The sequence below is a fragment of the Pseudomonas sp. DE0157 genome, from assembly GCF_007678615.1.
Classification (GTDB): Bacteria; Pseudomonadota; Gammaproteobacteria; order Pseudomonadales; family Pseudomonadaceae; genus Aquipseudomonas; species Aquipseudomonas parafulva_B.
This window is the reverse complement of record NZ_VEJN01000001.1, coordinates 92,078-116,730: the sequence shown is the minus strand read 5'-3', so window position 1 is coordinate 116,730 and position 24,653 is coordinate 92,078. Positions and strand designations below refer to the sequence as shown.

Annotated in this window: 20 protein-coding genes; 13 read left to right on the top strand and 7 right to left on the bottom strand. The window is 58.2% G+C overall.

Annotation, left to right across the window (positions count from 1 at the left end):
• Positions 1–62: 62 nt before the first annotated feature.
• On the bottom strand, positions 63–1,916 hold the full coding sequence (locus FS777_RS00505) for an NERD domain-containing protein/DEAD/DEAH box helicase (RefSeq protein WP_058638416.1): 1,854 nt from the start codon (positions 1,914–1,916) through the stop codon (positions 63–65).
• 121 nt (positions 1,917–2,037) lie between these two features.
• Entirely contained in the window at positions 2,038–2,925 is an 888-nt protein-coding gene (locus FS777_RS00500) for a LysR substrate-binding domain-containing protein (protein WP_058605883.1), read from the bottom strand.
• A gap of 169 nt (positions 2,926–3,094) precedes the next feature.
• Here FS777_RS00500 and FS777_RS00495 point away from each other — a divergent pair, with 169 nt between their 5' ends.
• The 11 genes from FS777_RS00495 to FS777_RS00445 all read left to right on the top strand — a co-directional run bounded on the left by FS777_RS00495 (position 3,095) and on the right by FS777_RS00445 (position 15,498).
• Positions 3,095–3,928, top strand: a complete 834-nt coding sequence (locus FS777_RS00495) for a MaoC family dehydratase N-terminal domain-containing protein (protein WP_145253560.1) — start codon at positions 3,095–3,097, stop codon at positions 3,926–3,928.
• Between the two features lie 30 nt (positions 3,929–3,958).
• Positions 3,959–5,122 carry an acyl-CoA dehydrogenase family protein gene (locus tag FS777_RS00490; RefSeq protein ID WP_058605881.1) on the top strand — a complete coding sequence of 388 codons (1,164 nt, stop codon included), beginning with the start codon at positions 3,959–3,961 and terminating at the stop codon, positions 5,120–5,122.
• 14 nt (positions 5,123–5,136) lie between these two features.
• Complete coding sequence (locus tag FS777_RS00485) at positions 5,137–6,486, top strand: MmgE/PrpD family protein (protein ID WP_100850770.1); 1,350 nt, start codon at positions 5,137–5,139, stop codon at positions 6,484–6,486.
• A gap of 20 nt (positions 6,487–6,506) precedes the next feature.
• On the top strand, positions 6,507–7,706 hold the full coding sequence (locus FS777_RS00480; RefSeq protein ID WP_145253557.1) for a CaiB/BaiF CoA-transferase family protein: 1,200 nt from the start codon (positions 6,507–6,509) through the stop codon (positions 7,704–7,706).
• 15 nt (positions 7,707–7,721) lie between these two features.
• A complete protein-coding gene (locus FS777_RS00475; protein WP_145253554.1) occupies positions 7,722–8,549 on the top strand; it encodes a CoA ester lyase in 828 nt (275 codons plus the stop codon).
• 154 nt (positions 8,550–8,703) lie between these two features.
• Positions 8,704–9,702, top strand: coding sequence for a TRAP transporter substrate-binding protein (locus FS777_RS00470; protein ID WP_058638410.1), 999 nt, complete (start codon positions 8,704–8,706; stop codon positions 9,700–9,702).
• A gap of 63 nt (positions 9,703–9,765) precedes the next feature.
• A complete protein-coding gene (locus tag FS777_RS00465) occupies positions 9,766–10,401 on the top strand; it encodes a TRAP transporter small permease (RefSeq protein ID WP_145253550.1) in 636 nt (211 codons plus the stop codon).
• Complete coding sequence (gene dctM / locus FS777_RS00460; protein WP_058605875.1) at positions 10,398–11,681, top strand: C4-dicarboxylate TRAP transporter large permease protein DctM; 1,284 nt, start codon at positions 10,398–10,400, stop codon at positions 11,679–11,681. Before FS777_RS00465 ends, dctM begins: the two co-directional genes overlap by 4 nt.
• A 149-nt stretch (positions 11,682–11,830) precedes the next feature.
• Positions 11,831–13,423, top strand: coding sequence for an argininosuccinate lyase (locus FS777_RS00455; RefSeq protein WP_145253547.1), 1,593 nt, complete (start codon positions 11,831–11,833; stop codon positions 13,421–13,423).
• Positions 13,424–13,966: 543 nt separating this feature from the next.
• Entirely contained in the window at positions 13,967–14,659 is a 693-nt protein-coding gene (locus FS777_RS00450; RefSeq protein WP_145253545.1) for a bacteriorhodopsin, read from the top strand.
• Between the two features lie 2 nt (positions 14,660–14,661).
• Positions 14,662–15,498 carry a beta-carotene 15,15'-dioxygenase, Brp/Blh family gene (locus tag FS777_RS00445; protein WP_145253542.1) on the top strand — a complete coding sequence of 279 codons (837 nt, stop codon included), beginning with the start codon at positions 14,662–14,664 and terminating at the stop codon, positions 15,496–15,498.
• A gap of 44 nt (positions 15,499–15,542) precedes the next feature.
• Here FS777_RS00445 and FS777_RS00440 read toward each other — a convergent pair whose 3' ends face one another.
• The 3 genes from FS777_RS00440 to FS777_RS00430 form a co-directional block, all read right to left on the bottom strand.
• Positions 15,543–15,806 (bottom strand): DUF3077 domain-containing protein, encoded by a 264-nt coding sequence (locus FS777_RS00440; RefSeq protein WP_145253539.1) that lies wholly within the window; start codon positions 15,804–15,806, stop codon positions 15,543–15,545.
• Between the two features lie 88 nt (positions 15,807–15,894).
• The gene (locus FS777_RS00435) at positions 15,895–16,137 is read right to left on the bottom strand and encodes a hypothetical protein (RefSeq protein ID WP_145253536.1); all 243 of its coding nucleotides are present in this window, start codon (positions 16,135–16,137) and stop codon (positions 15,895–15,897) included.
• 470 nt (positions 16,138–16,607) lie between these two features.
• Entirely contained in the window at positions 16,608–17,378 is a 771-nt protein-coding gene (locus tag FS777_RS00430; RefSeq protein ID WP_145253533.1) for a nuclease-related domain-containing protein, read from the bottom strand.
• A 238-nt stretch (positions 17,379–17,616) separates the two neighbouring features.
• On the opposite strand from FS777_RS00430, the gene FS777_RS00425 reads away from it, so the two are divergent.
• Complete coding sequence (locus FS777_RS00425) at positions 17,617–18,618, top strand: restriction endonuclease (RefSeq protein WP_145253530.1); 1,002 nt, start codon at positions 17,617–17,619, stop codon at positions 18,616–18,618.
• 838 nt (positions 18,619–19,456) lie between these two features.
• A complete protein-coding gene (locus FS777_RS21580) occupies positions 19,457–21,937 on the top strand; it encodes a BsuBI/PstI family type II restriction endonuclease (protein WP_256675141.1) in 2,481 nt (826 codons plus the stop codon).
• 233 nt (positions 21,938–22,170) lie between these two features.
• Here FS777_RS21580 and FS777_RS00415 read toward each other — a convergent pair whose 3' ends face one another.
• Both FS777_RS00415 and FS777_RS00410 read right to left on the bottom strand, forming a co-directional pair.
• A complete protein-coding gene (locus FS777_RS00415) occupies positions 22,171–23,136 on the bottom strand; it encodes a hypothetical protein (RefSeq protein ID WP_145253527.1) in 966 nt (321 codons plus the stop codon).
• A gap of 8 nt (positions 23,137–23,144) precedes the next feature.
• Entirely contained in the window at positions 23,145–24,209 is a 1,065-nt protein-coding gene (locus tag FS777_RS00410) for a DUF262 domain-containing protein (RefSeq protein ID WP_145253525.1), read from the bottom strand.
• Positions 24,210–24,653 lie beyond the last annotated feature (444 nt).

Sequence of the window (24,653 nt, the reverse complement as noted above, 5' to 3'; positions counted from 1 at the left end):
AATGGGCGAGCCTATTTTGTGCCCATCGCGTCCGGTCCGGCGCCCCGGCAAGGCCGCTCCCCTTAAAGGCTCGCTTGAACCTGAGCCACTGCTTCCTGCAAGCGTTCGGTGAACCCGGAGTGGGTCTGATGGGTCATCACCAGCCTGTCCACGGCGCGGGTCATGGCTACATACAGCAAGCGCATCTCATCGGCCTCGTCCTCGCCTTGCACCGGCATCTCGTGCAAGCGCGGAATCACCACGAAGCCGAATTCCAGCCCCTTGCTCGAATGCATGCTCACGATCTTCACCGTGTTCTCGCCATACAGCGCGCTGCGTTTGGAAACGGTCTTGGCGCTGGTGTACGGAATGTCCGCGGCCTTGAGTGTGTCCTCGATCCAGGTGGCCTGGGAACCTTCTCGGTAGATCACGGCCATGTCTTGCCAGGCCCGGCCGTTTGCCTGCTCATGCTCAAGCCGGGCGACAAGGCATTGGGCTTCCTGCGCAAGCCCGGGGTGGCTGAGCAGTTGCGGCAAGTCGCCACGGCGGCCTGCGCTTTGCGGGGCCAGTACAGGGATGTGGTCGTCCTCGGCATCGCGTGCGCTGAGCAAGTCCTTGGAAAACGCATGCGCGACCGACAACACTTCCAGCGTATTGCGGTAGTTGACGCGCAAGATGGTGGTCCGGCCTGACGCCTTGATCCCTACACTGGCGAAGCTGAAGGTCATCTTCGAGGCAAGGGTGGCCTTGCCGCGGTAGATGGCCTGGGCATCGTCGTAGAGCACCAGCAGGTTTTCCTGATCCTGGTCGAGTTGGTGAACGACAAGGCGGAACCACTCCGGTTTGAAGTCGTGGCCCTCATCGATCAGGATCGCGGCATAACGATCAGCGGCCAGCTTGCCGTCAGCCATGTGCTTGAGCACGTCGTCTTCGAGCGCCTGAAAGAACTTCTGCCCCTTGAGTTGGGGGATGGGCAGTTGCGCATCCGTCAGCAGCTTGTGACACCAGGCATGAAAGCTCATGGCTACTACTTGGACGTCTTGCTGGTGCGCCTTGAGCACCTGATTCAAGCGCGCTGCGAGGGTTTTGTTGTAGCACAACACCAGCACTGGCTTGCTGGAGGTGCGCGCCAGGTAGAGGCTGCGGTACACCAGGACCATGGTCTTGCCGCTGCCCGCCACGCCGTGAATCACCCGGTGCCCACTGCCCATGGAACGCGCCAGTTGCTCCTGCTGAAGGTCCATGACCTTGATCAGGCTGGGCATGGGTGCCTCCTGCTCACCGAACAGCCCGAACTGGGCACGTGCCGGGTTCAGGCGGATTTCCGGGAACAGGTGGTAACGCACGCGGTCAAGTTGCTCGTCTGACAGCGCCACTGGAAAGTGCTGCACGAACATGGCCTTGAAGCGCTGTTCGAACAGGCTTGCATCCACTGTCTCGAACATCTCGTCCTTGCAGATGACACGTACGCTCTCCAAGGCCGACCCGGCTTGCAGCGAGGTGAATTCTTTACGCGTCATCTCGGGCAGCACGATGCCCCAGGTGTAGGGCATCAACAGGTTGCCCGCTCGGACAGAGCCTGGTTTCTGGGTCAGCGCCGGGTCCTTTTCCAGCGCGTTCTTGGTTTCGAAAGCGTACTTGCGGGCCTGTGCCATGGGGTTGATAACGGTGACTTCGCGGCCGTCCTCGAGCTTGGTGACCTCGTTGACCTTCACCGCCTTCAGCGAGCCCAGCCTCCAGTCCTTGACCTCGAGAATGAGCAAGCCCACATCAGGGTGCAGAAGAACGAAGTCCGGCTGTAGCCCCTTTGGGCCAACCGGCACGTTGAACCAGCACAACCAGTCATCGGGGAGTTTCTTTTCGAGGCGCTCAGCCAGGCGTTTTTCCCCGGGCGTGTCGAAACGGCAAGCGCCGAGCGTTGGGATGATTTGGGCCATATCCTTATTGTCCATATCCAAAACGACGCGCCACAGTAGGATTTATCCGTCTGCAGTGCAAATCCGAGGAACTGTCCTGCACCCGATCTGACGGCCAAGTCACCCGTGCGGGATGGCCTGCCTACTTCCCAGGCATCAACGTCTTGATCAATGCGCGCACCGTTCCCGGCAGGGCCTCCAGTTCCCGGACCAGGATGCTGCGTTCGCGCTCGGCCCAGGGTTCGTCCAGGGCGATGGTCACCAGGTTCATGGTGTGGCTGTGACGCGATGCGGACGACTCGGGAATGATGCCGATGCCCACACCGGCCTCGACCATGCGGCAGATGGCTTCGAAGCCCGATAGCTGGATACGCAGGGCCAGGGTTTCACCCATGCGCTCGACCTGGTCACGCAGAAAGGTCAGCAGGGTGCTGCCGTCGTGCAGCCCGATGTGCTGGTAGGCCAGGGTCTGTTTCAACGTCACCTGGCGGCGGCTGGCCAGCTCGTGGCCGGTGGGCACGATCAGCACCAGCCGGTCGGTGCTGAAGTGCATCACCTGCAGGCCGCTGGCCTCCACAGGGCCGGCGATGATGCCCATGTCGGTGCTGCCATCGAGCACGCCTCGCACGATGTCGCGGGACAGGCGTTCCTGCAGGTCGACCGTAACCCCCGGCCGTTGCGCCAGAAAGCCTGCCAGTACCTCGGGCAGGAACTCGGTCACCGCCGTGGTGTTGGCAAAGATGCGGATATGCCCTGCCGAATCGCCGCCGAACTGGGTGAATTCCGCCTTCAGGTAATCGACCTGGCGCATCACCAGGCGTGCGTGGGTCAGCAGCGTGTGCCCGGCCGGGGTCAGCTCGACGCCGCGGCTGTCGCGGTACAGCAGGCGGGTGTCGAGCTGCGCTTCGAGTGCCTTGATGCGCGCACTGGCGGCGGCCGGGGACAGGTGCGCACGGCGGGCGCCTTGGGTCAGGCTAGGGGATTCGCCGATGTGGATGAACAGGCGCAAATCAGCCAGATCGAAGTGCATGGGCAAGTCCTGGAGTCGGGAAGGCGTTCGGTATTTATGAACGCCGGGTTATGGAAATGCAAATTCACAGAATGCGCGACAGGGTCGCATGATCGTCCCTGTCGCCTGCGCAGCGTCGATGACGCGCCCGCAAGTGGCCTGCCATAACAACAATTCCAGAGGCCCACCCATGCCCACTCCGCCCTTTGATTACAGCCCGTGGCTCGGCCGCACCGAGCAAGCCTGGGATGTGCTCAGCCGCAACCTGGTGCAGCGCATCGCGGCGACGTTCGGCGAGACCGCCCCGGCCCACGGCGAGGCATTGCCGCCGCTGTGGACCTGGTGCTTCTTTCAAGACCCTGTGCCCGAAGCGCAACTGGGCACCGACGGGCACCCGGCACGCGGGAGCTTTTTGCCGCCGGCCGATGGGCGCAACCGCATGTGGGCCGGTGGCCGGGTCGAGTTCATCGCCCCGCTGGTGGTCGGCGGCGAGGCGCAGCGTACCTCGACCATCCTGCACATCGAGGAGAAACACGGCCGCAGCGGCGCCTTGCTGTTCGTGACCGTGCGCCATGACTACACCCAGCACGACCAGCTGTGCATCCGTGAAGAGCAGGACATCGTCTACCGCGAGCCGACCCCGCCCAAGGCGAGCACGGGCGAGCCTTGTGAAACCGGCACCTGGGGCGAAACCGTCACGCCCACCGCGACCTTGCTGTTTCGCTATTCGGCGGTCACCTTCAACGGCCACCGCATCCATTACGACTACCCCTATGTCACTGCCACCGAAGGCTACCCGGACCTGGTGGTGCACGGCCCGCTGATCGCCACGCTCAACCTGCGGGCTTTTCTGCGCGCCAACCCCGGTGCCCGCCTGCGCCGCTACAGCTACCGCAGCCTGCGCCCGCTGACCCTGCCCACGCCCTTCGAACTCAGCGGCTGCCTTGACGGCCCAGGCCAGGCGCGCCTGTGGGCTGGCAATGCCGCCGGCGTGGCGCAAAGCGCCGACGTCACCTTCGACTGACCCCTTTTCAGCACCGTAGAGAAGCCTGCCATGCACAGCTACGACAGCGATGACCTCAACGCCATCCGCGAAGGCGTGCGCGCCTTGTGCGCCGAATTTCCGGCCGAATACTGGCGCACCCTGGACGAGCAGAAGGCCTTCCCCGAAGCCTTCGTCAAGGCCATGACCGACGCCGGCTGGCTGTCGGCGATGATCCCCGAGGCCTATGGCGGTTCAGGGCTGGGCCTGGCCGAGGCGTCGGTGATACTCGAGGAAGTGAACCACTGCGGTGGCAACTCCGGCACCATCCATGGGCAGATGTACAACATGTTCACCCTGTTGCGCCACGGCAGTGAGGAACAGAAAAGTCATTACCTGCCCAAGCTGGCCAGCGGCGAGCTGCGCCTGCAATCGATGGGCGTGACCGAGCCGACCACCGGCACCGACACCACGCAGCTTAAGACCACGGCCGTGCGCGAGGGCGACGATTACGTGATCAACGGGCAGAAAGTGTGGATCTCGCGCATCCAGCATTCGGACCTGATGATCCTGCTGGCACGTACCACGCCGCTGGCGCAGGTCACGCGCAAGTCCGAAGGCATGTCCATCTTCCTGGTGGACCTGCGCACGGCCATTGGCAACGGCCTGACCGTGCAGCCGATCGCCAACATGGTCAACCACGAAACCAACGAGCTGTTCTTCGACAACCTGCGCATTCCGGCCAGCAGCCTGATCGGCGAGGAGGGCAAGGGGTTTCGCTACATCCTCGACGGCTTGAACGCCGAGCGTACGCTGATCGCTGCCGAGTGCATCGGTGACGGGCGCTGGTTCGTCGAAAAGGCCAGCCAGTACGCCCGCGACCGTGTGGTGTTCGGCCGCCCGATCGGCCAGAACCAGGGCGTGCAATTTCCCATCGCCGAAGCCCACATCGAGCTGGAGGCTGCCGACCTGATGCGCTGGCGGGCCTGCGCCGAGTACGACAGCGGCGCCAACGCCGGTGCTGCCGCGAACATGGCCAAGTACCTGGCGGCCAAGGCCTCGTGGGAGGCGGCCAACGCCTGTCTGCAAACCCACGGCGGCTTCGGCTTCGCCAACGAGTACGACGTGGAGCGCAAATTCCGCGAGACCCGCCTGTATCAGGTGGCGCCGATTTCCACCAACCTGATCCTGTCGTACGTGGCCGAGCACCTGCTCGAGCTGCCGCGCAGCTTCTGAAGGAGGCCACGCCCATGCGTGATACCCAAGCACTGGCCACCTTCCTGGCCGACCTGCGCTACCAGGACATCCCGCCCGCTGTGCTGGCGCGTACCGAAGACCTGTTCCTCGACTGGCTCGGCTCGGCCCTGGCCAGCCAGGGCGCGCACCCGGTGCCGCTGTTCGAGCGCTACGCCGAGCGCATGGGGCCCCCTGCTGGTAAAGCCCGGTTGATGAGCACCGGCCGTGGCACCTCGCCGTATTTCGCCGCGTTGGTCAATGGCGCAGCGTCCCACCTGGTGGAGCAGGACGATTTGCACAACAGCTCGGTGCTGCACCCGGCCACGGTGGTGTTCTCCGCTGCCCTGGCCGCCGCGCAGGACCTGGACAAGTCAGGGCCGGACCTGCTGCTGGCCGCCGTGGCCGGCTATGAGGCCGGCATTCGCATCGGCGAATTCATGGGCCGCTCGCACTACCGCATCTTCCACACCACCGCCACCGTCGGCACCCTGGCGGCCGCCGTGGCGGTGGGCAAACTGATGGACTTCGACCAGGCCCAGTTCATCCATGTGCTGGGCAGTGCCGGCACGCAGGCAGCCGGGCTGTGGGAGTTCTTGCGCGATGCGGCCGATTCGAAACAGCTGCACACCGCCAAGGCCGCTGCCGACGGGCTGCTGGCGGCCTACCTGACCGCCGATGGCCTGAGCGGGGCGCGCAACATTCTGGAAGGCGACCAGGGCCTGGCGGCCGGCATGTCCAGCGACGCCGACCCGGCCCGCTTGTCGGACCGCCTGGGCAGCCGCTGGGCATTGGCCGAAACCTCGTTCAAATTCCACGCCTCGTGCCGCCACACCCACCCGGCGGCTGATGCCTTGCTCGAACTGATGCAGCGCGAAGGGCTGCGCCACGGCGACATCGCCGACGTGATCGCCCATGTGCACCAGGGCGCCATCGATGTGCTGGGCCGGGTGAAAGTGCCCACCAGCGTGCACCAGGCCAAATTCTCCATGGGCACGGTGCTCGGCCTGATTGCCGTGCATGGCAGCGCGCAGTTGCTGACATTCCGGGACCTGGCCCTGAGCGATCCGGATGTGGCCGCGTTCCGCGACAAGGTGCGCATGCAACTGGACCCGGAAGTGGATGCGGCCTACCCGGCGCGCTGGCTGGGCCGGGTGGAGGTGCGCTGCACGGACGGGCGCCACTTCACCGCCGCCATCGACGAACCCAAGGGCGACCCCGGCAACACCTTGTCCCGCGCGGAACTGGAGGACAAGTTTCAGCGCCTGCTGGCCTACGCCGGGCAGCGCAGTGCGGCCGACGGCCGTGCCTTGATTCAACGTGTCTGGCAGCTGCGCGATACCCGCTCGCTGGCCGACCTGCCATAACTTGCGCACAGGACCTTGCCATGAGTGCATCTGCCCCCCGCCCCCTGGACGGCATCACTGTCGTCAGCCTGGAACACGCCATTGCCGCGCCGTTCTGCACCCGCCAACTGGCCGACCTGGGCGCCCGCGTGATCAAGGTCGAACGCCCCGGCAGCGGTGATTTCGCCCGTGGCTACGACCAGCGCGTCGATGGCCTGGCGTCCCATTTCGTGTGGACCAACCGCTCGAAGGAAAGCCTGACCTTGGACCTGAAACAACCCCAGGCCGACGCCATTCTCGAAGCACTGTTGGCCAAGGCCGACGTGCTGGTACAGAACCTCGCACCCGGCGCCGCCGCGCGCATGGGCCTGGGGTTCGACGCACTGCACGCGCGCTTTCCACGGCTGATCGTGTGCGATATTTCCGGCTACGGCGAAGGTGGCCCGTACGAGAAGAAGAAAGCCTACGACCTGCTGATTCAGAGCGAGGGCGGCTTCTTGTCGGTCACTGGCAGCCCAGGGGAGGAGGGGATGGCCAAGGCCGGGTGTTCGGTGGCCGACATCGCCGCTGGCATGTACGCCTACACCGGCGTGCTCTCGGCCCTGTTGCTGCGCGACCGCACGGGGGTGGGCAGTCGCATCGATGTGTCCATGCTCGAAAGCCTGGTGGAATGGATGGGCTACCCCATGTACTACGCCTACAACGGCGCACCGCCGCCACCGCGGGCCGGTGCCTCCCACTCGACCATCTACCCGTATGGCCCTTTCCCCACGGGCGACGGCGGCACGGTCATGCTGGGCCTGCAGAACGAGCGTGAATGGCAGGTGTTCTGCGAGAAGGTCTTGCTCGACCCGGTGTTGGCCACCGACGAGCGCTTCTGCGCCAACTACCGGCGCTCGGAGAACCGCGATGCGCTGCGCCAGATCATCGTCGAGGGCTTTGCCGCGCTGAGCCTTGAAGACGTGGTGTCACGCCTGGAAAGCGCGCAGATCGCCAACGCTCGGGTCAACGACATGCAAGGGGTGTGGCAGCACCCTCAGTTGCAGGCCCGTGACCGTTGGCGCGAGGTGGACAGCCCAGCGGGCAAGCTGCCGTCCCTGCTGCCGCCGGGGCGCAACGCGGCCTTCAGCCCGCGCATGGACCCGGTGCCTGCACTGGGCCAACACACTGCCGCGATCCTGGCCGAGCTGGGGTATGGCGACGATCAGCAGGCGCAATTGAACAGCGCAGGCGTGGTTTAGCAGAGGAGCAAAAGCATGCCGTACCCGATTGTTCGCTCCGCCCTGTTCGTGCCCGGTAGCCGCCCGGAGCGCTTCGCCAAGGCCTTGGCTGCCGGCGCCGATGCCGTGATCGTGGACTTCGAGGACGCGGTCGAAGAGCCGCTCAAGGCCCAGGCCCGCGAGCACCTGGCGCGCTTTCTGGCCGAGCACTTGGATGCCCGGGTGTGGGTGAGGGTCAATGCCCCCAGCCACGCAAACCACGCCGAGGACCTGCAGTTTTGCGCGCAGCACCTGGGCGTGACCACGGTGCTGCTGCCCAAGGTCGAGAGCGCCGCTCAAGTGGCGGTCGCCGCCCGCACGGGCAAGGCCGTGGTGCCGATCATCGAGTCTGCCAAGGGGCTGTTGGCCCTTGAGCGCATCGCGGGCGCCGAGGGCGTCGAACGCCTGTCGTTTGGCAGCCTGGACCTGGCGCTGGACCTTTGCCTGAACACCGACAGCCCGGCAGGCCAACGCTTCATCGACCAGGCCCGCATGGCCGTGCAGCTGCATTCCCGAGGGGCCGACCTGGCGCCACCGTTGGACGGCGTGTTTCCAGCGATCCGCGACCCGCAGGGGCAGCGCGAGGCCATGCGCCATGCCTACGACATGGGCTACGGCGGGGCGCTGTGCATTCACCCAAGCCAGGTGCCGGTGATTCATGAGGCCTTGCAACCCAGTGAGCACGAACTGGCCTGGGCGCACCGCGTGATCGAGGGCAGCGCAGCGGCAGGCGGGGCAGGGGCTTTCCAGCTGGATGGGCAGATGGTCGATGCGCCGGTGGTGTTGCGTGCGCAGCGCCTGTTGGCACTGGCCCATACGGGCTAGGTTATGGCTAAAGTCATGAAGTGATGGGTTGCGTTCACTTTTGCCGAACGCAGCCTTACACAAAAGCAGATTCCCCAAACACCTATACTGGGCCACCGTACCCTTGGCTACGCTTCCCTGCTGACCTTACCAACAACAATAACAGGTGAAACCCATGTTGAAGCTGACCCAGGCGCTGTTCTGCGCCGCCGCCGTCTCCCTGACCTCGTTCGCCTACGCCGCGGACCCGGTCATCATCAAGTTCGCCCACGTGGTGGCCGACAGCACGCCCAAAGGCCAGGGCGCGCTCATGTTCCAGAAGCTCGTGGAGGCCGATGACAAGCTCAAGGGCAAGGTCAAGGTCGAGGTCTACCCCAACTCGTCGCTGTTCGGCGACGGCAAGGAAATGGAAGCGCTGCTGCTGGGCGACGTGCAGATGCTGGCGCCCTCGCTGGCCAAGTTCGAGCATTACAACAAGCAGGTGCAAATCTTCGACCTGCCGTTTCTGTTCGACAACCTGGCTGCGGTCGACCGCTTCCAACAGGGCCCCAAGGGCAAGGCACTGCTCACCTCCATGGAGGACAAGGGCATTCGCGGCCTGGCCTACTGGCACAACGGCCTGAAGCAACTGTCGGCCAACAAGAAGATCTTGCTGCCCAAGGACGCCCGCGGCCTGAAGTTCCGCGTGCAGGCCTCCAGCGTGCTGGAAGAACAGTTCAAGGCCGTGCGCGCCAACCCGCGCAAGATGAGCTTCGCCGAGGTGTACCAAGGCTTGCAGACCGGTACCGTCAACGGCACCGAGAACACTTGGTCGAACTACGAAAGCCAGAAGGTCAATGAAGTGCAGCCGTTCTTCACCGAGACCGACCACGGTCTGATCGACTACATGGTGATCACCAACGCCAAGTTCTGGAACGGCCTGCCTGAAGACGTGCGCACCGAACTGCAGGGCATCATGGACAAGGTCACCGTCGAGGTGAACAAGCAGGCCGAGGCGCTGAACCAGGCTTCGCGGCAGAAGATCATCGACGCCAAGACCAGCGAGGTCGATGCGCTCACCCCCGAGCAGCGTGATGAATGGCGCAAAGCCATGCGTCCGGTGTGGGACAAGTTCGAAGGCCAGATCGGCGCTGACCTGATCAAGGCCGCCCAGGACGCCAACACCGCTTCCTGATCCGTTCTGCTTGCAGCCGCCCCTGTGTGGGCGGCTCAGCCTCATTGTGCGCGGAGAATGCCCATGCAAACGTTACGGCGCGTCTGGGAGCGCTTCGAGGAAGGCATGATCGCCTTTCTCCTGGCGGCCATGACCCTCATCACCTTCATCTACGTGGCGCTGAACAACCTCTACACGATGTTCTACAACTTGAGCGACCGCTGGACCTTCGCCAGCGAGCCGCTGTTGAACATTGGCGATCACCTGATGGGCTACGCCCAGGAAATGACCTGGAGCATCGCCCTGACCAAGGCCCTGTTCGGCTGGCTGATCTTCTTCGGCATCGCCTATGGCGTGCGCACCGCCGGGCACCTTGGGGTCGATGTGCTGGTCAGGCGCACCCGCAAGCCGGTGCAGCGCGTGCTGGCCATGCTCGCCTGCGCCTGCTGCCTGGCCTATGCCGGGCTGTTCCTGGTCGCCAGCATCAAGTGGGTCAGCGCCGTGCTGGCCGCCGGCATCGGCGCCGAAGACCTGGACCGCTACGGCATCAAGATCGGCCACATCGCGATGATCGTGCCCTTTGGCTTTGCACTGATCATCGTGCGCTACCTGGAAATCCTCTACCGCATCTACACCCACCGCCAGACCAACCTGGGCCTGGCCGACGAAGCGGCCGAGGCGAGCAAGCTGGCCAACCCCGGTGAGGAGTCGCCGCGATGACCGTTATCTGCCTGTTCCTGCTGCTGTTCATCTTCATGTTCCTGGGCGTGCCCATCGCCATTTCCCTGGGCCTGTCGGGGGCGGTGTCGATCCTGCTGTTCAGCCAGGATTCGCTCAGTTCGCTGGCGATCAAGCTGTTCGAGACCTCCGACAGCTACACCTTTTTGGCCATTCCGTTCTTCCTGCTGTCCGGCGCCTTCATGACCACCGGCGGCGTGGCGCAGCGGCTGATCGACTTCGCCAACGCTTGCGTGGGGCACATTCGCGGTGGCCTGGCCATTGCCGCCGTGCTGGCGTGCATGCTGTTCGCCGCGCTGTCCGGCTCCTCGCCGGCCACGGTGGCGGCGGTGGGCTCGATTGCCGTGGCGGGTATGGTGCGCTCGGGCTACCCGAAGGAGTTCGGCGCCGGGATCATCTGCAACGCCGGTACCCTGGGCATCCTGATCCCGCCGTCGATCGTGATGGTGGTGTATTCGGCCGCAACCGAGACCTCCGTGGGCAAGCTGTTCATGGCCGGTGTGATCCCTGGGATTTTGCTGGGCGTATTCCTGATGATCGCCATCTACATCGTGGCGCGGGTCAAGAAACTGCCTGCCCAGCCACGTGCCAGCTTTCGCGAGTGGCTGACGGCTGCGCGGCGGGCCTTCTGGGGCCTGTTGCTGCTGGTGATCATTCTGGGCGGCATCTACAGCGGCATGTTCACCCCCACCGAAGCGGCAGCGGTGGCGGCGGTGTATTCGGCGTTCATCGCCCTGTTCGTGTACAAGGACATGACCTGGCGCGAGTGCCCCAAGGTGCTGCTGGAGTCTGGGCGGCTGACCATCATGCTGCTGTTCATCATCGCCAACGCCATGCTGTTCGCCCATGTGCTGACCACCGAGCAGATCCCGCAGCAAATTACCCAGTGGGTGCTCTCCGAAGGCCTGACGCCCCTCGGCTTCCTGATCATGGTCAACGTGGTGCTGCTGATTGCTGGCAGCTTCATGGAGCCGTCGGCGATCATCCTGATTCTGGCGCCGATCTTCTTCCCCATCGCCATGGAACTGGGCATCGACCCGATCCACCTGGGCATCGTGATGGTGGTGAACATGGAGATCGGACTGGTTCACCCGCCGGTGGGGCTGAACCTGTTCGTGACCAGTGCCGTGACGGGCCTGACACTGGGCCAGACCATTCGCGCAGCGCTGCCGTGGCTGTCGATTCTGTTGCTGTTCCTGATTCTGGTCACCTACGTGCCGTACATCTCCTTGGCGCTGCCGGAGTTTCTCGGCATGCCCTGACCGGCGGCTCGATCAACCCGCCAGTGCACCGACGCCACCGCCTACCCGGCGGTGGTTTCACTTTCGGCCAGGGGGGGCAGGGGTGTAGGTTGACCCTCCAAGGGTGCCACCAGCCCGCCAGCCCTCCACAAGCCCCGAGCGGACCCACCATGACAACAACAAGATCACTGCTTTGCCTTGCCATCGCCTACGCCTGGCTCACCAGCCCCGCAGCCCACGCCGCCAATACTGCCGACAACCCGTGCAAGACCACCGCCGAGTGCGCCGAGCAGGCCCGCAAGATCGGCGCCTTCGTAGGAAAGACCCCCGACGGCCAGCGCCACGGCGAAACCCAGTTCGACTACCTCAACCGCATCAACAAAGCCTCCCTGGTGATGCTCAAGGAAGCCGGCATCGTCACCGCCGAACAGGCTGCCACCATCGCAGGCGGCGTACGCCACGCCATCGACCAGGCCACCCAGCCAGACGGCAAGCGCCCCAGCGATGTGCTGCAACTGGAGCAGATCATCACCGACAAAATCGGCCCCGAGGCCTCGCTGATTCACTCGGGCCGCAGCCGCCAGGACATGTACGCCACCTACCGCCTGGCCTCGCTGCGGGGCCACGTGCTGGCCTATGGCGACGCCCTGGACGCCACCCGCCAGCGGTTGCTCACGCTGGCTGCCCAGCACGTCGACACCCTGGTGCCGGCCTACACCAACGGCGTACAAGCCATGCCCATCAGCTATGCCCATTACCTGCTGGCCTACGAGGCCTCGTTCGAGCGCGACGCCCAGCGCCTGCACGAGCTGTACGCCCGCCTGAACCTCAGCCCCATGGGCACCGCCGTGCTGGCCAACTCCGGCTACCCCATCAACCGCGAGCGCCTGGCCCAGCTGCTGGGCTTCGACGGCGTGCGCGAGAACTCGCTGGACGCAAGCCAAGTCTCGACCTACGACATCCCGCTGGAGGCCGCCGGCCTGGTCTCGTCCTCGGCCATCCGCATTGGCGCCTTCATCGGCGACATCCACACCCAGTACCACCAGACCCGGCCCTGGCTGCTGCTCGACGAAGGCGCCACCTACACCAGCAGCGCCATGCCGCAAAAGCGCAACCCCGGCCTCTTGATGCGCACCCGCGAAGCCGCCTCCGACGTGGTCGGCCTGGCCAACGCCACCACCCTGCGCGCCCACAACGTCACTACCGGCATGACCGACTACAAGGCCGCCTTCGACGACCTGGTCCTGTTCCGCTCCACCGGCGACATGTTCAAGCGCCTGGACCAGGTGCTCGACGCGCTGAAGATCAATGCCGCCCGCGCCGAAGAAGAACTGGACGCCGACTGGACCACTTCCATGGAACTGGCCGACACTTTGGAGCGTAAGCACCACGTCCCCTTCCGCATCGGCCACAGCTTCGCCTCGCTGATCGTCGAAAAAGCCCGCGCCGACGGCACTTTGCCCAAGGACTTCGCCTACGCCGATGCGCAGGCGTTGTTCACCCAGGCGGCGGACAAATACAAATGGAAGGACAACACCCTGCCCCTGAGCGAAGCAGATTTCCGCGCCAGCCTGTCCCCCCGCGCCATGGTGCAAAGCCGCAAGGGCACTGGCGGGCCACAGCCTGAAGAAGTGCGGCGCATGTTGGCTGAGGCGCAGGCGCGGTTGAAGGAGGATCAGGCGTGGATGCAGCAGCGGCGGCAGAAGCTGGTGGATGCGGATGTGGGGTTGGATAAGGCGTTTGATGGGTTGTCTGGGCGATGATCTGGCTGGAGCACGCGATCCGTGTGGGAGCGGCCTTGTGCCGCGATGGGGCGCGAAGCGGCCCCGGCGATTTGAGGTGCGGGCTGAAAATCTGGGGCCGCTTCGCAGCCCATCGCGGCCGGTCCGGCGCCCCGGCGAGGCCGCTCCCACATGGATCGCGCCCCAGCATCCCAGGCTCAAATCACAGATTGGCAGGTCCACTGCTCGACACAATGTTTGAGTGATCAGGCAGAAACGCGCCCTCCGTGTGGGAGCGGCCTTGCGCCGCGATGGGCCGCATGGCGGCCCCCGGCGATTTGAGGTGCGGGCTGAAATCCTGGGGCCGCTTCGCAGCCCATCGCGGCCGGTCCGGCGCCCCGGCGAGGCCGCTCCTACAGTGGATCGCGTGACCTGGGAAGAATCGCACCAAGCCCCGAAACATTTTGAACCAAAAATCTCACCCCGCTCTCCATCCGTAAACGAAGCGGCAAAAAAAACCGCGGCGAACCCCGGCACCCCCTTGCATGCACCCCGGGCCTTTTACTGCTGGTAGCGGAGCCTCAAATGATCCAAACCCCCTTGCTGATCGGTTTCATCGTCATGGCCCTGGCATCACTGGCCATCTACATCAAAGGCGCACACTACGGCCCGCTGCTCGGCCACACCCTCATCCACGCCGCCGTCCCCTTCATCGCCGCCACCGCCTACCTGTGCATGTACCTGGGCGTCGGCAACTTGATCAAAGTCGACGGCAGCATCACCTACCTGGCCCGCTACGTAGACTGGGCCTTCACCACCCCACTGCTGTTGGCAGGCGTGGTCAGCTCCGCCTACTACGGCACCCGCGACCTGTACGGCAAAAGCGGTTACATCACCGCCATCGTCACCCTCGACGTCATCATGATCGTCACCGGCCTGATCGCCTCCCTGGCCCCCTACGGCGTGATCAAGTGGGTGTTCTTCGCCTGGTCCTGCGCCGCGTTTGCTGGCGTGCTGTACCTGCTGTGGAAACCCGTCGCCAGCATCGCCAGCCAACAACCCGGCGTCAGCCCCGCCTACCGCCGCAACGTAGGCTTTCTCACCGTGCTGTGGCTGATCTACCCCGTGGTCTTCGCCGTTGGCCCTGAAGGCTTCTGGGCCGTGAGCGATGCCACCACCGTGTGGGTATTCCTGGTGCTCGACGTGCTGGCCAAGGTCGTCTACGCCTTTACCTCGGAACGTAACCTGCGCGCCGTGCCGGTAGGCCGAGGCTACTGAGCATGACCTGCACAGGGCGCAGCTGGCGCGCCCTTGTGGGGCTGGCGATAGCGGCCAGCCTTGCAGGCGGGCTGGCACCGCTGGCCTACGTGCTGCTGGTCGGGCTTGGGCTTGGCCTGCTGCATGGGGCCAGCGACCTGTACCTGGTCGAGCACGGGCAGCGCAGGCGCTTTGTGCTCAGCTACCTGGGCGTGGCCATGGTGTGCGCCCTGATCTGGCAAGTGGCGGGGGCGTTGGCGCTTACCGCCTTTTTATTGCTGTCGGTTTGGCACTTCGCCCATGAGGATGAGGTGTTTCAGCGGCGGCATGAACAGATTGCGCTGGGGCTGTTCATCCTGGGCGGGCCTGCAGTGTTGCACCGTAATGCGGTAGCCGAGTTGCTCAACCTGGCGATGGCGGCCGGTGCCTCTTCTGCCTTGGGTGGATGGCTGGCGGTGACGCTTGCGTGTGCCGGGCTGATTGCGTTCGGTGTGCTGCTGATGAGTGCCTGGCAACGGCGTGACCTGCGCCTGGCGGTGACCTTGCTGCTGGTGGTGGTGACACCGCCGCTGATCGGGTTTGCGCTCGGGTTCTACCTGCTGCATGCCGAACCCCAAACCCGGGTGCGCGAGCGAATGGTAGGTGCCTTATCGATGGGCGACTACGTGCATCGCACCTGGCCAGTGCTCGCTGGGGCAGCGGTGTTTGCCCTGGTGGGTGGGGCTGTGTTCTGGCAGCAGGAACAGACCGGCATTCGGGCACTGTTCGTGGTGCTGGCGGCGTTTGCACTGCCGCATATGGTGGTGTTGCCGCGTTTTCTCTCGGGGCGCGCAGTGCCCCAGGTGCCGGGCCCGGTCTGACCTGATCGACAGCCCCGGCGCGCAGGTGCGCCGGGGGACCGGGCTTAGCGCATCATGCCCAATTCAGCGTCGTCCAGAAGGGCTTTGCCAAGTGCGCAAAGGTAGTGGGCGGCCCAGATCAGTTTGGGTTTGTCTTCCATCAAGCCTTCTAGGGTGAGGTCGCGGGCGTAGCCCATCAATTCCGAAGCTTGTTCACGCGCGAGTTGGCAAGGGATGCCGGGTTCGATGCGGAACAGTGCGTGGGTGTGGTTTTCGCCTTGGTAGAAGACGGTTTGGCCGAGTGTGCAGGGGGTGTCTGGGGTGGACATGGGTGTGGCTCCCTGAAGTTTTTCGGGCTGGCTGTTTTTGTTCTGCGGCTGGGGTATAGCCGTTTTGACTGAGCCAGCGGCTTGAGGGTTAGTGCGTGGGGTGTCGCGAGGGAGGGTGGTGGATTTGCAGGAGGGCGGATTCCAGCAGGCGACGCAGGGATTCCAGCTCGTGCATGGAGGCCATGATCAGCGGGGCTGCCGGGGAGCGGGGCTGCATGAGGAGGGCTTGTTGGGCCACGGCTTCGGCGCAGAGGGCGTAGTCGGTGGCTAGGGTTAGGGTGTCTTCCAGGGTGACGGGTGTGGGTGGTGGGTCGGGGACGATTTTTAACATGACGGCTCCTGACGTGGTGAAGCGACCACCGGCTGCGGCTAAACAGGAGGGTGGCAGCTGTGCGCGGGTTAGCCGACCGGGACGTCAGGCACCCGGCGCACTCGAAAGTGCCCCACGCACAGCCGCCATAAGGCCACAACACCGATTTCCCGGTATTGCACAGCTGTGGTGTCCGACGATTTTTCAGGCGGCTAACCTGGTCGCTGGATGTCAGCGACATGGCGAGACTACGGTCGGCTTTTGGGGTGTGCAATGAGAAATGGGCTTGGGGAGTATCTTTGGGAAATGGACTACAGGGAAGGAAAAAAGTCTGAAAGTTCTGGGGGGGGGTTGGAGCGTGTCGCCTGTACGATTGCCAGGTCTTTGATGCTGCGATGTTGGGCGGCTTTCGCGAAGACCGCCCCGATTGATGAGAGATGTTTCAATCCAGAGTACCCGCAGCATGCGAGCACTCAGAGAAGCTTTGTGAGCTAGAAACTCTGCCGTGTTCTGCACTTAGGGAATGTCGAGCATCCCCAGAACTGTTGGCCGGCATTAGCACCTGTTTTGATCGTCCGCACCAGTAGCGCACTGCCGCATTTCGGACATTGCCTATCAGCCGTGGGATCACTACGCCGCTTCAGGTTCTCCACGTGCTCGCGGTGCGTTGCGAGAGAAGGCGCCCGCCTTCCATCCAACAAAGTTTGCACCAGCGTATCGACTTCAGAGCCCGTGAATACGGGCTGTGTGAAGGACTTGATATACCGGATAAACCTGCTGCCGTGGGTGACATTTGGCGGCATTTCGGTTTTGAACGTGCTATCACCAACGAAGGTGATGATCGAATGAAGGTGCTCAGGCGCTACTTCGAGTGTGGCTTCGAGAGCTTTCAGGTGCTTATAGTTTTGACGCAGTGGGTTCTGGAATTTGAACGTGCGCTTGAAAAGCTTTTGCGTCCATTGGGCTTGGCGCTCCGAACCAAAAATCCATCCCCTCATATTTTTAGTTTCGAGCACGAAAATACCGTACATAGACACGATGACGTGATCGATCTGCGTCGTGCCGTCTGGCGTGTCTAGGGTCACGTTATGTACCCGGTGATACGTTTTTTCATCTAGCTGTAGCCATATGAAAAAGCGCACGAGTAACTCGCCCAGGTAGCCTTTGGCTGCTGGCGTTTTCAGTATGGAGATACAGATGACGAGCGGAATGAACCAGCTCAAGGTGCCCCAGTGCTGGCTCAGGAGGGTGGTGACGTCCATTTCTTAACCTTGTGAAGATCGGGATTGTGGTGCCTGGGTTGTGACCCGTTTCTTGATTGGGTTGGAAACCAGGCTTCCGCCGGTTTGATCGAGCGCAGATGACACAGCGCAACCCGTCGGCGGGGGACGCATTATAGAGTTGATGGCCTATGAGTTGTACCTAGCGGAATAGGTGCGTTCATTTTCTTTCTAGAGATTGCTAGAGTCCCCTCAAAACCAAGGTTAGGAAAACCTGCAGATGCCGACCATGTGGATGATCCGAGGCGACGGTGGGCGCCTCTACGACGATTTCAGAGACCGCAACTTAGCTGCCATTGGCTGGGGGCAGTTCGCGATAGAGGCTAAGCCAGGGGTCTCGCGCAAAGCGCTGATTCAGGCGTACAAAAGCCTTCAACCCGGCATCAAAGACGCCAGTGCTGTATCAGGCGCGTCTCAGGTATTCCGATTCGTTAACGAAGTGAAACCAGGTGATGCAGTTGTCACCTACTCACCTGCAAACAGGACTTATCTTGTTGGCCTGTTCGTGGGCGAATGCGTCTATCGAGCAGACCTAGCGGAAGACGGCATGTCACTGACGCGTGCCGTTGAGTGGTTTCCCCACGAGGTCGATAGGGACAAATTAACCAGCGCCAGCCGCAACAGCCTCGGTTCGACGTTGACAGTCTTCAATGTGGCGGAGGAGGCGCAGAAGGAGCTGCTAGCGCTCGCCAACGGGAAAGTGTTCTCTCCCTCGCCAAAGGAAGCGATTGAAGACCCTGAGGCCCTGGAAGATCCCTTGAAAGGCGTTCAGGAGATTGCATTCGAACGCATTAAAGATCAGATCAACGGTTTGGACTGGTCAGAGATGCAAGAGCTGGTAGCAGGCATTTTGCGTGCGATGGGTTACAAAACGCTGGTATCTCCAGCAGGGGCTGATCGCGGCAAAGACATTATTGCCTCACCTGACGGCTTCGGCTTCGAGCCCCCACGTATCGTTGTCGAGGTCAAGCACCGTAGCGCGCGTATGGGCAGTAATGAAATTCGTAGCTTCCTAGGTGGACGTCATAAAGATGATCGCGGGCTCTACGTGAGTACAGGTGGATTCACTAAGGAAGCTTTGTACGAAGGGGAGCGAGCCAATGTACATCTGACCATGTGGACCTTGGACGAGTTGGCTCGCACATTGATGGCGCATTACCCAGCTACCGATCCGGAAACCAAGCGCTTGGTGCCGTTGACATACTTCTATGTTCCGGCATGATGGGGCGACTTTGAACTAACATAAGTGTGCATAACTGGATGAATCTCGGATGGTGATATACTCTGCGGCTTGTTACAGGATCTGAAGAGATCTAGTGAAATGCAAGTTTAACTCATATGAGCGGAATTTTGTTGCTGGGAACGGCGGAATAGATGCGTTACGGTGAGCCGGCGTCACCTGAGAGATTTGCCAAATTTCTACCGTTAATGAGCGACTCGGATAGGTCCGTATGTTCGATTCATTTAGCCTTCGAGAAGGGCTCGCTCACGAACCATCAGCTCAAATCTCTTAGGAAGCTATCCCACAGTGGGTTTCTGGCTCTATAGAGACTGATGGATGAGATGGCTCTCGCTTATCTGACCGCTGTAAAGTTGCTGACCCTCTGTAGGAAATAATCCTGCGATGAAATACTTCCTGAGCTGTAGTAAGGGAAGTTGAGGGCAGCTACAAATGTATTTTTCAATTTGGTTCACTCAAAGGTATGTCCTGAATACTGAAATGTTAACAAAAAAAAGAAGTTTTCGTTAGTTGCAAGAAAATCTAAGCGCTACGTGTTTAGTAATATCGCAAAAAGAAATTAATAATAGTCTCGGGGCTTAATTTTAATTCGCTATTTGCGGCGATTTTCTTAAATCTTGATTAATCGATCAGGTTGGTTTGCTACTGCAAATATAGTTCGGTGTCAAGAAGCCTTGCCTTAGTAGTTACCTATGCCAGGCTCATGGATGTAAGAAAACCGTCACTAAATTTAGCTTGTACAACAATAGAGGGAGGGTAGGCATTTCGAAAGAAAATCTGATAGTATGCAGAATGAATCAGTAGAGCTGCGAGCGATAAATTGAGCATTTTAACAGAAGTAGAAAAGTATCGATCTGAAGCAAATTCTAAACTTAACCAAAATACCAAAGGCTCGCTTGGTCAATTTTTTACGCCGCAGTCAATAGCTCTCTATATGGCAAACATGTTCGAGAGTATACAGGGAGAGGTAGTATTGCTCGATCCTGGGGCCGGGCCAGGTTCTCTCACTGCGGCATTTACTGATGAAGCAATAAAGCGTTTGAATTTAGAAAGCATTACCGTGGATGCTTTTGAAATTGACCGCATTATTCATCCTTTCTTGCAAAAAACCTTAAATCTTTGTGAGAGTGCTTGTCATGAGAGTTCAGTCCCCGCCTGTTTTAATCTTTGCCCAGATGATTTCATAGATAGTTCATGTTCTAGAAATTTTTCATGTGCTCCTGGGATGTATACCCATGTAATCATGAATCCTCCGTACAAGAAAATTGCTGCTACAAGCGATCATCGCAAGTTGTTAAGTAGACTTGGGATCGAAACGGTCAACCTATATTCCGGTTTTGTATCGCTAGCTATTAAACAGCTTGTACAGGGCGGAGAGCTTGTAGCAATCATTCCCCGATCTTTTTGCAATGGTCCATACTATCAAACTTTCCGTGAGCTTATTACCAGCACGTGCGCCATTAATCATATTCACATTTTTGATAGTCGGGCATTAGCATTCGCAGAAGATGAAGTGCTTCAAGAAAACATTATCATTCACCTGACGAGAGGTAAAGTTCAGGGTAAAGTTTTGATTACATCCAGTCCGGCGGCAGATTTCTATCTGGATAATGATTCGAACACTGTAACTGCCCCTGATATGACTATCAGGACGGTTGACTTTGAAAGTATTGTCTATCCAAATGACAAGGAAAAATTCTTTCACATTGCGGCTAACAATAGAGATTTAGCAGTAATCGAAAAGCTCTCAGTTTTTTCGTCCAATTTAAGCGATTTAGGGGTGAGTGTTTCAACAGGACCTGTCGTAAGTTTCCGAGCAAAGGATGCGCTTAGGGATGCAATCAGTCCTACTTCGGTGCCGCTTTTAGGTCCTGGCCATTTAGGTTTTTCTGTAATATGGCCAAAAAATGGCAAAAAACCTAATGCAATTGAGGTTACTCCAACAACTGAAAAGTCATTATGGAATCACAAAGGAGCATTTGTTTTCGTAAGACGATTTAGCTCCAAAGAAGAAAAACGGAGAATTGTGGCAACCTTATATGAAAGTGATTTGCCAGGAGATCTAATTGGTCTGGATAATGGGCTAAACGTCTATCATGTAGCTAAATCTGGTTTTGATCCGGCATTAGCGCGTGGCTTATTTGTGTTCTTGAATAGCACTTTGCTGGATAAATACTATAGGAATTTCGGGGGGCATACCCAAGTTAATGCGACTGATTTAAAGAACCTGCACTATCCTTCTTTAGAATCGCTGCAGCGAATGGGTGAGCGCGTTAAAAGTAATTCTCCAACCCAAGCGGAAATTGATCATTTCATTGATGAAGAGATATTTCGAATGACCGGAGTCGACAATAATCCGTTGCATGCTCAAAAGAAAATTGACGAAGCGTTGAGCATTTTGGTCGCTCTTGGTCTACCAAGAGCTCAGCAGAATGAGCGAACAGCCCTCACATTGCTAGCGCTTGTCGATCTGCACCCAACTGGCTCCTGGGCAGATTTAAAGCGCCCTCTGTTGGGCGTGACGCCAATCATGAACTGGGTTAAAGATATTTATGGCAAAGAGTACGCGCCCAATACACGAGAGACGTTCCGCCGTCAGACCTTACATCAATTCGTAGGTGCAGGTCTTTGTCTATACAACCCAGACCAGCCTGATCGGGCAGTAAACTCTCCGAGTGCTTGCTATCAAATTGCATTAGAGATTTTTCACGTTTTGACGAACTACGGAAAATTGGAGTGGGATTTAAAGCTGAAAGAGTGGCTTAATGAATCGCCGTCTCTTATATCGCAATATGCAATGAGTAGAGAAATGAAGCTTATTCCCCTAAGGCTCAATGGAAGTAATGAAATAAAGTTGAGTCCAGGCTCTCACAGCCAGTTAATTCATGACATCGTCACAGAATTTGGACCAAGGTTCGCTCCAGGTGCAGAAGTAATATATCTCGGAGATACTGGAGCTAAACAGGATTTCTTTGACCAAACTCGGCTTTCAAATCTAGGGGTTGTAGTAAACAAAAAAGGGAAACTTCCTGATGTGGTGCTTTATTGGCCTGAGCGTAATTGGCTTTTATTGATTGAGGCAGTAACCTCTCATGGCCCCGTAGACGGTAAGAGGCACGGAGAGCTTGCACAACTTTTTTCCACTAGTACTGCCGGGTTAGTATATGTTAGTGCATTTCCTGATCGTAAAACCATGGTAAAGTACCTTGCAGATCTCGCTTGGGAAACCGAAGTGTGGGTTGCTGATGCCCCGACCCATATGATTCACTTCAACGGTGATCGTTTCCTTGGTCCCCACTAATGACCGTTTTGACGACGCAAAATGAAAGCTGCGTAGGGATGATGTGCTAATTATTTGGAATTTACATTCGGTTTTCGTAAACAAGAGTTTGTAGATAGCATAAATATTTGGACCAGTTTGCTCTCATGCGGTAGTGCCATACATGGCGATGCAAAATAGGATTCATATCCAGAAAAGTCGCTAGTAAGCAAATCCTACATGCTAAGGCAACACATTGTGTTGCCTTAGGAGTGCTAACCGAGATTTATCACTTTGCTATTTTCTGATCTCATCCATTCAGGTAAGTCCATACCGCTATGTATCACGATACGCTGTTTATTGAATTTCTTAAGCTTCTTTTCTAGATCTACTTCGGTATTTCTAGCCAGTGCTTGTACAAAAAAGGCGTAGGGGGATATGTCTGCTGGGAGGAGACCGACACGTTTTCTCTCCATATGTATGATGTTTGAAAAATCAGCTACCTGAAGATTGCACGCTACTAGGATATTGCGTATGTTTTCTGCTAAACGTTTTATGTCGGCTGGGATCTTTTCCTTGGCCCAAGTTGAATTTATGCATTCAATTAAAGACAAAATTTCAATGGTTTTCTTGTCTCTTTTTGCAACTGCTGAGGAGTCAGCCAAGCGGCCAGCCTCAGCAATGGCTATTTCAGCATGCTCCAACATAGCTTTGACTTGAAAAGCAATTCGCTCGAGTGGCCAGTTCACTGTGTCACTTTTGTATATCATGTCATGAGTGGCAACGCTCCATGCATGCTGTAACACGGTTTTGATCTGAACTTCGAAAAGCATCCCGTCCAACTCTGGTTGACGGCCACTATCAAGTGGGCGTCTTTTGACATACATTCTCAAGTCATCGAAGGCAAAACTAGATGCTAATTTGTTAGTTTGAGAGTCGTTCTCAGGTCGACGATAAGCTATATCGAAGTGTTCGAGAACGATTTCCTCAGCTTTTTCGATATCAGAAAGAGTAGGTACAACTAGTGTGCATGCAAAAAAGTCTTCCATTGCATTGGGTGTGTCAACTCTACCTGTTTCAATCTTTAATGCAAAACTTTCAATTGTTTTGATTCGCGATGCATAGAACCAGTTATTGCTTTCGGTGATTCTCCTAATTGTAGCGGACGTTTCTTCTGATAGTTTTTCATACTTTGGTTTGACTTCAGAGTACAAGTCGCGAACTATTTTCACAATTTTCATACAGGTACTCACTTTGTACTCAGGGCTGAAACTAGCGCTTCATGCCGTTGAGCTCTAGGAGTTAAATCTGTGGTCGCTCCTTTTGAGCTTGATGCGTAGGATGTGGCTTCGGTAGTAAATGAGCTAACTGCTTCTTTATCATTGTTTTTTTCGTCAGCCGAGGTGGGCGCTTGATTGGTTGCTTGTCTCATAAAAGCTATATATTTGACAGCAAAATTTTTGGGTTCTAGTGCATTTGTATCTTGTTGATTTAGATAAGCCCAGAGCGAATATAAGTGGATTTGTACTTTGAGGTATTCCCTCACTTCTGGTACTTCCCGTAACATTTCAGATATGAAATCTTTTACTCTGGAAACAGAGCTGTAGAAGTCCTCCTCAATGAAGCTATCATTATCCTCGATCTCTTCATATTCAGCGTAAAGTTCATCTAAAAAATCTTGATCAAAGCCAAATATTTTGTTTTTTAGAGTAACTGCGAATAACTCAGAGATGAATTGGACATCAGCCATTCGTTTGGTTCGAGCCGTCGTTACAATCCCAAAGCTTTTCCAGGCGTTTTGGGAGGCCTCCGCCTCAACAAAGCTGATGAACCAACCGTCATATTTTGCATGCCTCATTTCTTGAGGAGTGAGCTTTCTGGAATTTCTGTTGATTCGCTCAAAAGTATTTCGGATGGCAGCATCGCTGACTTCTGGGACCATTTCAACAATCAGAACATAGTTCCAGAATATCTCGCGTGTGCTTTTATCTAGATCCTTCCAACGTTTCTTTTGAAGGTTGATATCTGCGAAATCATCTGGTATGCGAATCTTGCCTGCCGTAAAGTCTATAATTGTTTGCAGTCTCTGTTTTCCATCAACTACATGGTAAGTTGCCTTGCCGTTTTCTTGAAGAGTTTTGTGTAAAAATATAGGGGGAGCAGGATAATTGTTAAGGATAGTATCTATAAAAAAACGCTTATCTCGTGGTGACCAAACACTTCTGCGCTGGTATGGAGGATTAAGGTTAAGCTGACCTCGATCATTCATATCCAGAAACCAACTAACGTCTTGAGTGGTAAGATTCCTGTTCATACTATAGGCTCCATGGATTTCTAAGCTGCTTTGATATAGACAATTGCGCTAGCATTCTATTTCAATTCTTAAGGATCTACAATTGTATGCCTGTCTGTATTTGGCAGGCTTTAAGCAACAGTTCTGCCCATCCAGGAGCAATAGATAATGATAAGCGATTCAGATAGATGCTAGACAATTCGCGCGCTCACGTTGATTGCTGGGATGCATACTTATGATCGTAACGATGGTTCGTTCGAAAGCACTAGGCTCCGTCTGAAATCCTAAGAAGCTAAAATGTTGTCCCGTAACAACCTAGGTTCTGCACAGCTGTTGGCCATCTGCGCAAAGGAATACTGTGATGTCAAAGCGTCGGGGACTATCGGATGAGGGGTGGCCAGGGGTGCCGATCTCTTTACGACAGCCCACCTCAGGGGCGAACCCCGCAGCAGTGATCGCTTGACA

What these genes read in the sequence shown, in the direction of transcription:
- FS777_RS00505 (WP_058638416.1), bottom strand. Translation starts at nt 1,916, where the DNA reads ATGGCCCAAATCATCCCAACGCTCGGCGCTTGCCGTTTCGACACGCCC.
- FS777_RS00500 (WP_058605883.1), bottom strand. Translation starts at nt 2,925, where the DNA reads ATGCACTTCGATCTGGCTGATTTGCGCCTGTTCATCCACATCGGCGAA.
- FS777_RS00495 (WP_145253560.1), top strand. Translation starts at nt 3,095, where the DNA reads ATGCCCACTCCGCCCTTTGATTACAGCCCGTGGCTCGGCCGCACCGAG.
- FS777_RS00490 (WP_058605881.1), top strand. Translation starts at nt 3,959, where the DNA reads ATGCACAGCTACGACAGCGATGACCTCAACGCCATCCGCGAAGGCGTG.
- FS777_RS00485 (WP_100850770.1), top strand. Translation starts at nt 5,137, where the DNA reads ATGCGTGATACCCAAGCACTGGCCACCTTCCTGGCCGACCTGCGCTAC.
- FS777_RS00480 (WP_145253557.1), top strand. Translation starts at nt 6,507, where the DNA reads ATGAGTGCATCTGCCCCCCGCCCCCTGGACGGCATCACTGTCGTCAGC.
- FS777_RS00475 (WP_145253554.1), top strand. Translation starts at nt 7,722, where the DNA reads ATGCCGTACCCGATTGTTCGCTCCGCCCTGTTCGTGCCCGGTAGCCGC.
- FS777_RS00470 (WP_058638410.1), top strand. Translation starts at nt 8,704, where the DNA reads ATGTTGAAGCTGACCCAGGCGCTGTTCTGCGCCGCCGCCGTCTCCCTG.
- FS777_RS00465 (WP_145253550.1), top strand. Translation starts at nt 9,766, where the DNA reads ATGCAAACGTTACGGCGCGTCTGGGAGCGCTTCGAGGAAGGCATGATC.
- dctM (WP_058605875.1), top strand. Translation starts at nt 10,398, where the DNA reads ATGACCGTTATCTGCCTGTTCCTGCTGCTGTTCATCTTCATGTTCCTG.
- FS777_RS00455 (WP_145253547.1), top strand. Translation starts at nt 11,831, where the DNA reads ATGACAACAACAAGATCACTGCTTTGCCTTGCCATCGCCTACGCCTGG.
- FS777_RS00450 (WP_145253545.1), top strand. Translation starts at nt 13,967, where the DNA reads ATGATCCAAACCCCCTTGCTGATCGGTTTCATCGTCATGGCCCTGGCA.
- FS777_RS00445 (WP_145253542.1), top strand. Translation starts at nt 14,662, where the DNA reads ATGACCTGCACAGGGCGCAGCTGGCGCGCCCTTGTGGGGCTGGCGATA.
- FS777_RS00440 (WP_145253539.1), bottom strand. Translation starts at nt 15,806, where the DNA reads ATGTCCACCCCAGACACCCCCTGCACACTCGGCCAAACCGTCTTCTAC.
- FS777_RS00435 (WP_145253536.1), bottom strand. Translation starts at nt 16,137, where the DNA reads ATGTTAAAAATCGTCCCCGACCCACCACCCACACCCGTCACCCTGGAA.
- FS777_RS00430 (WP_145253533.1), bottom strand. Translation starts at nt 17,378, where the DNA reads ATGGACGTCACCACCCTCCTGAGCCAGCACTGGGGCACCTTGAGCTGG.
- FS777_RS00425 (WP_145253530.1), top strand. Translation starts at nt 17,617, where the DNA reads ATGCCGACCATGTGGATGATCCGAGGCGACGGTGGGCGCCTCTACGAC.
- FS777_RS00415 (WP_145253527.1), bottom strand. Translation starts at nt 23,136, where the DNA reads ATGAAAATTGTGAAAATAGTTCGCGACTTGTACTCTGAAGTCAAACCA.
- FS777_RS00410 (WP_145253525.1), bottom strand. Translation starts at nt 24,209, where the DNA reads ATGAACAGGAATCTTACCACTCAAGACGTTAGTTGGTTTCTGGATATG.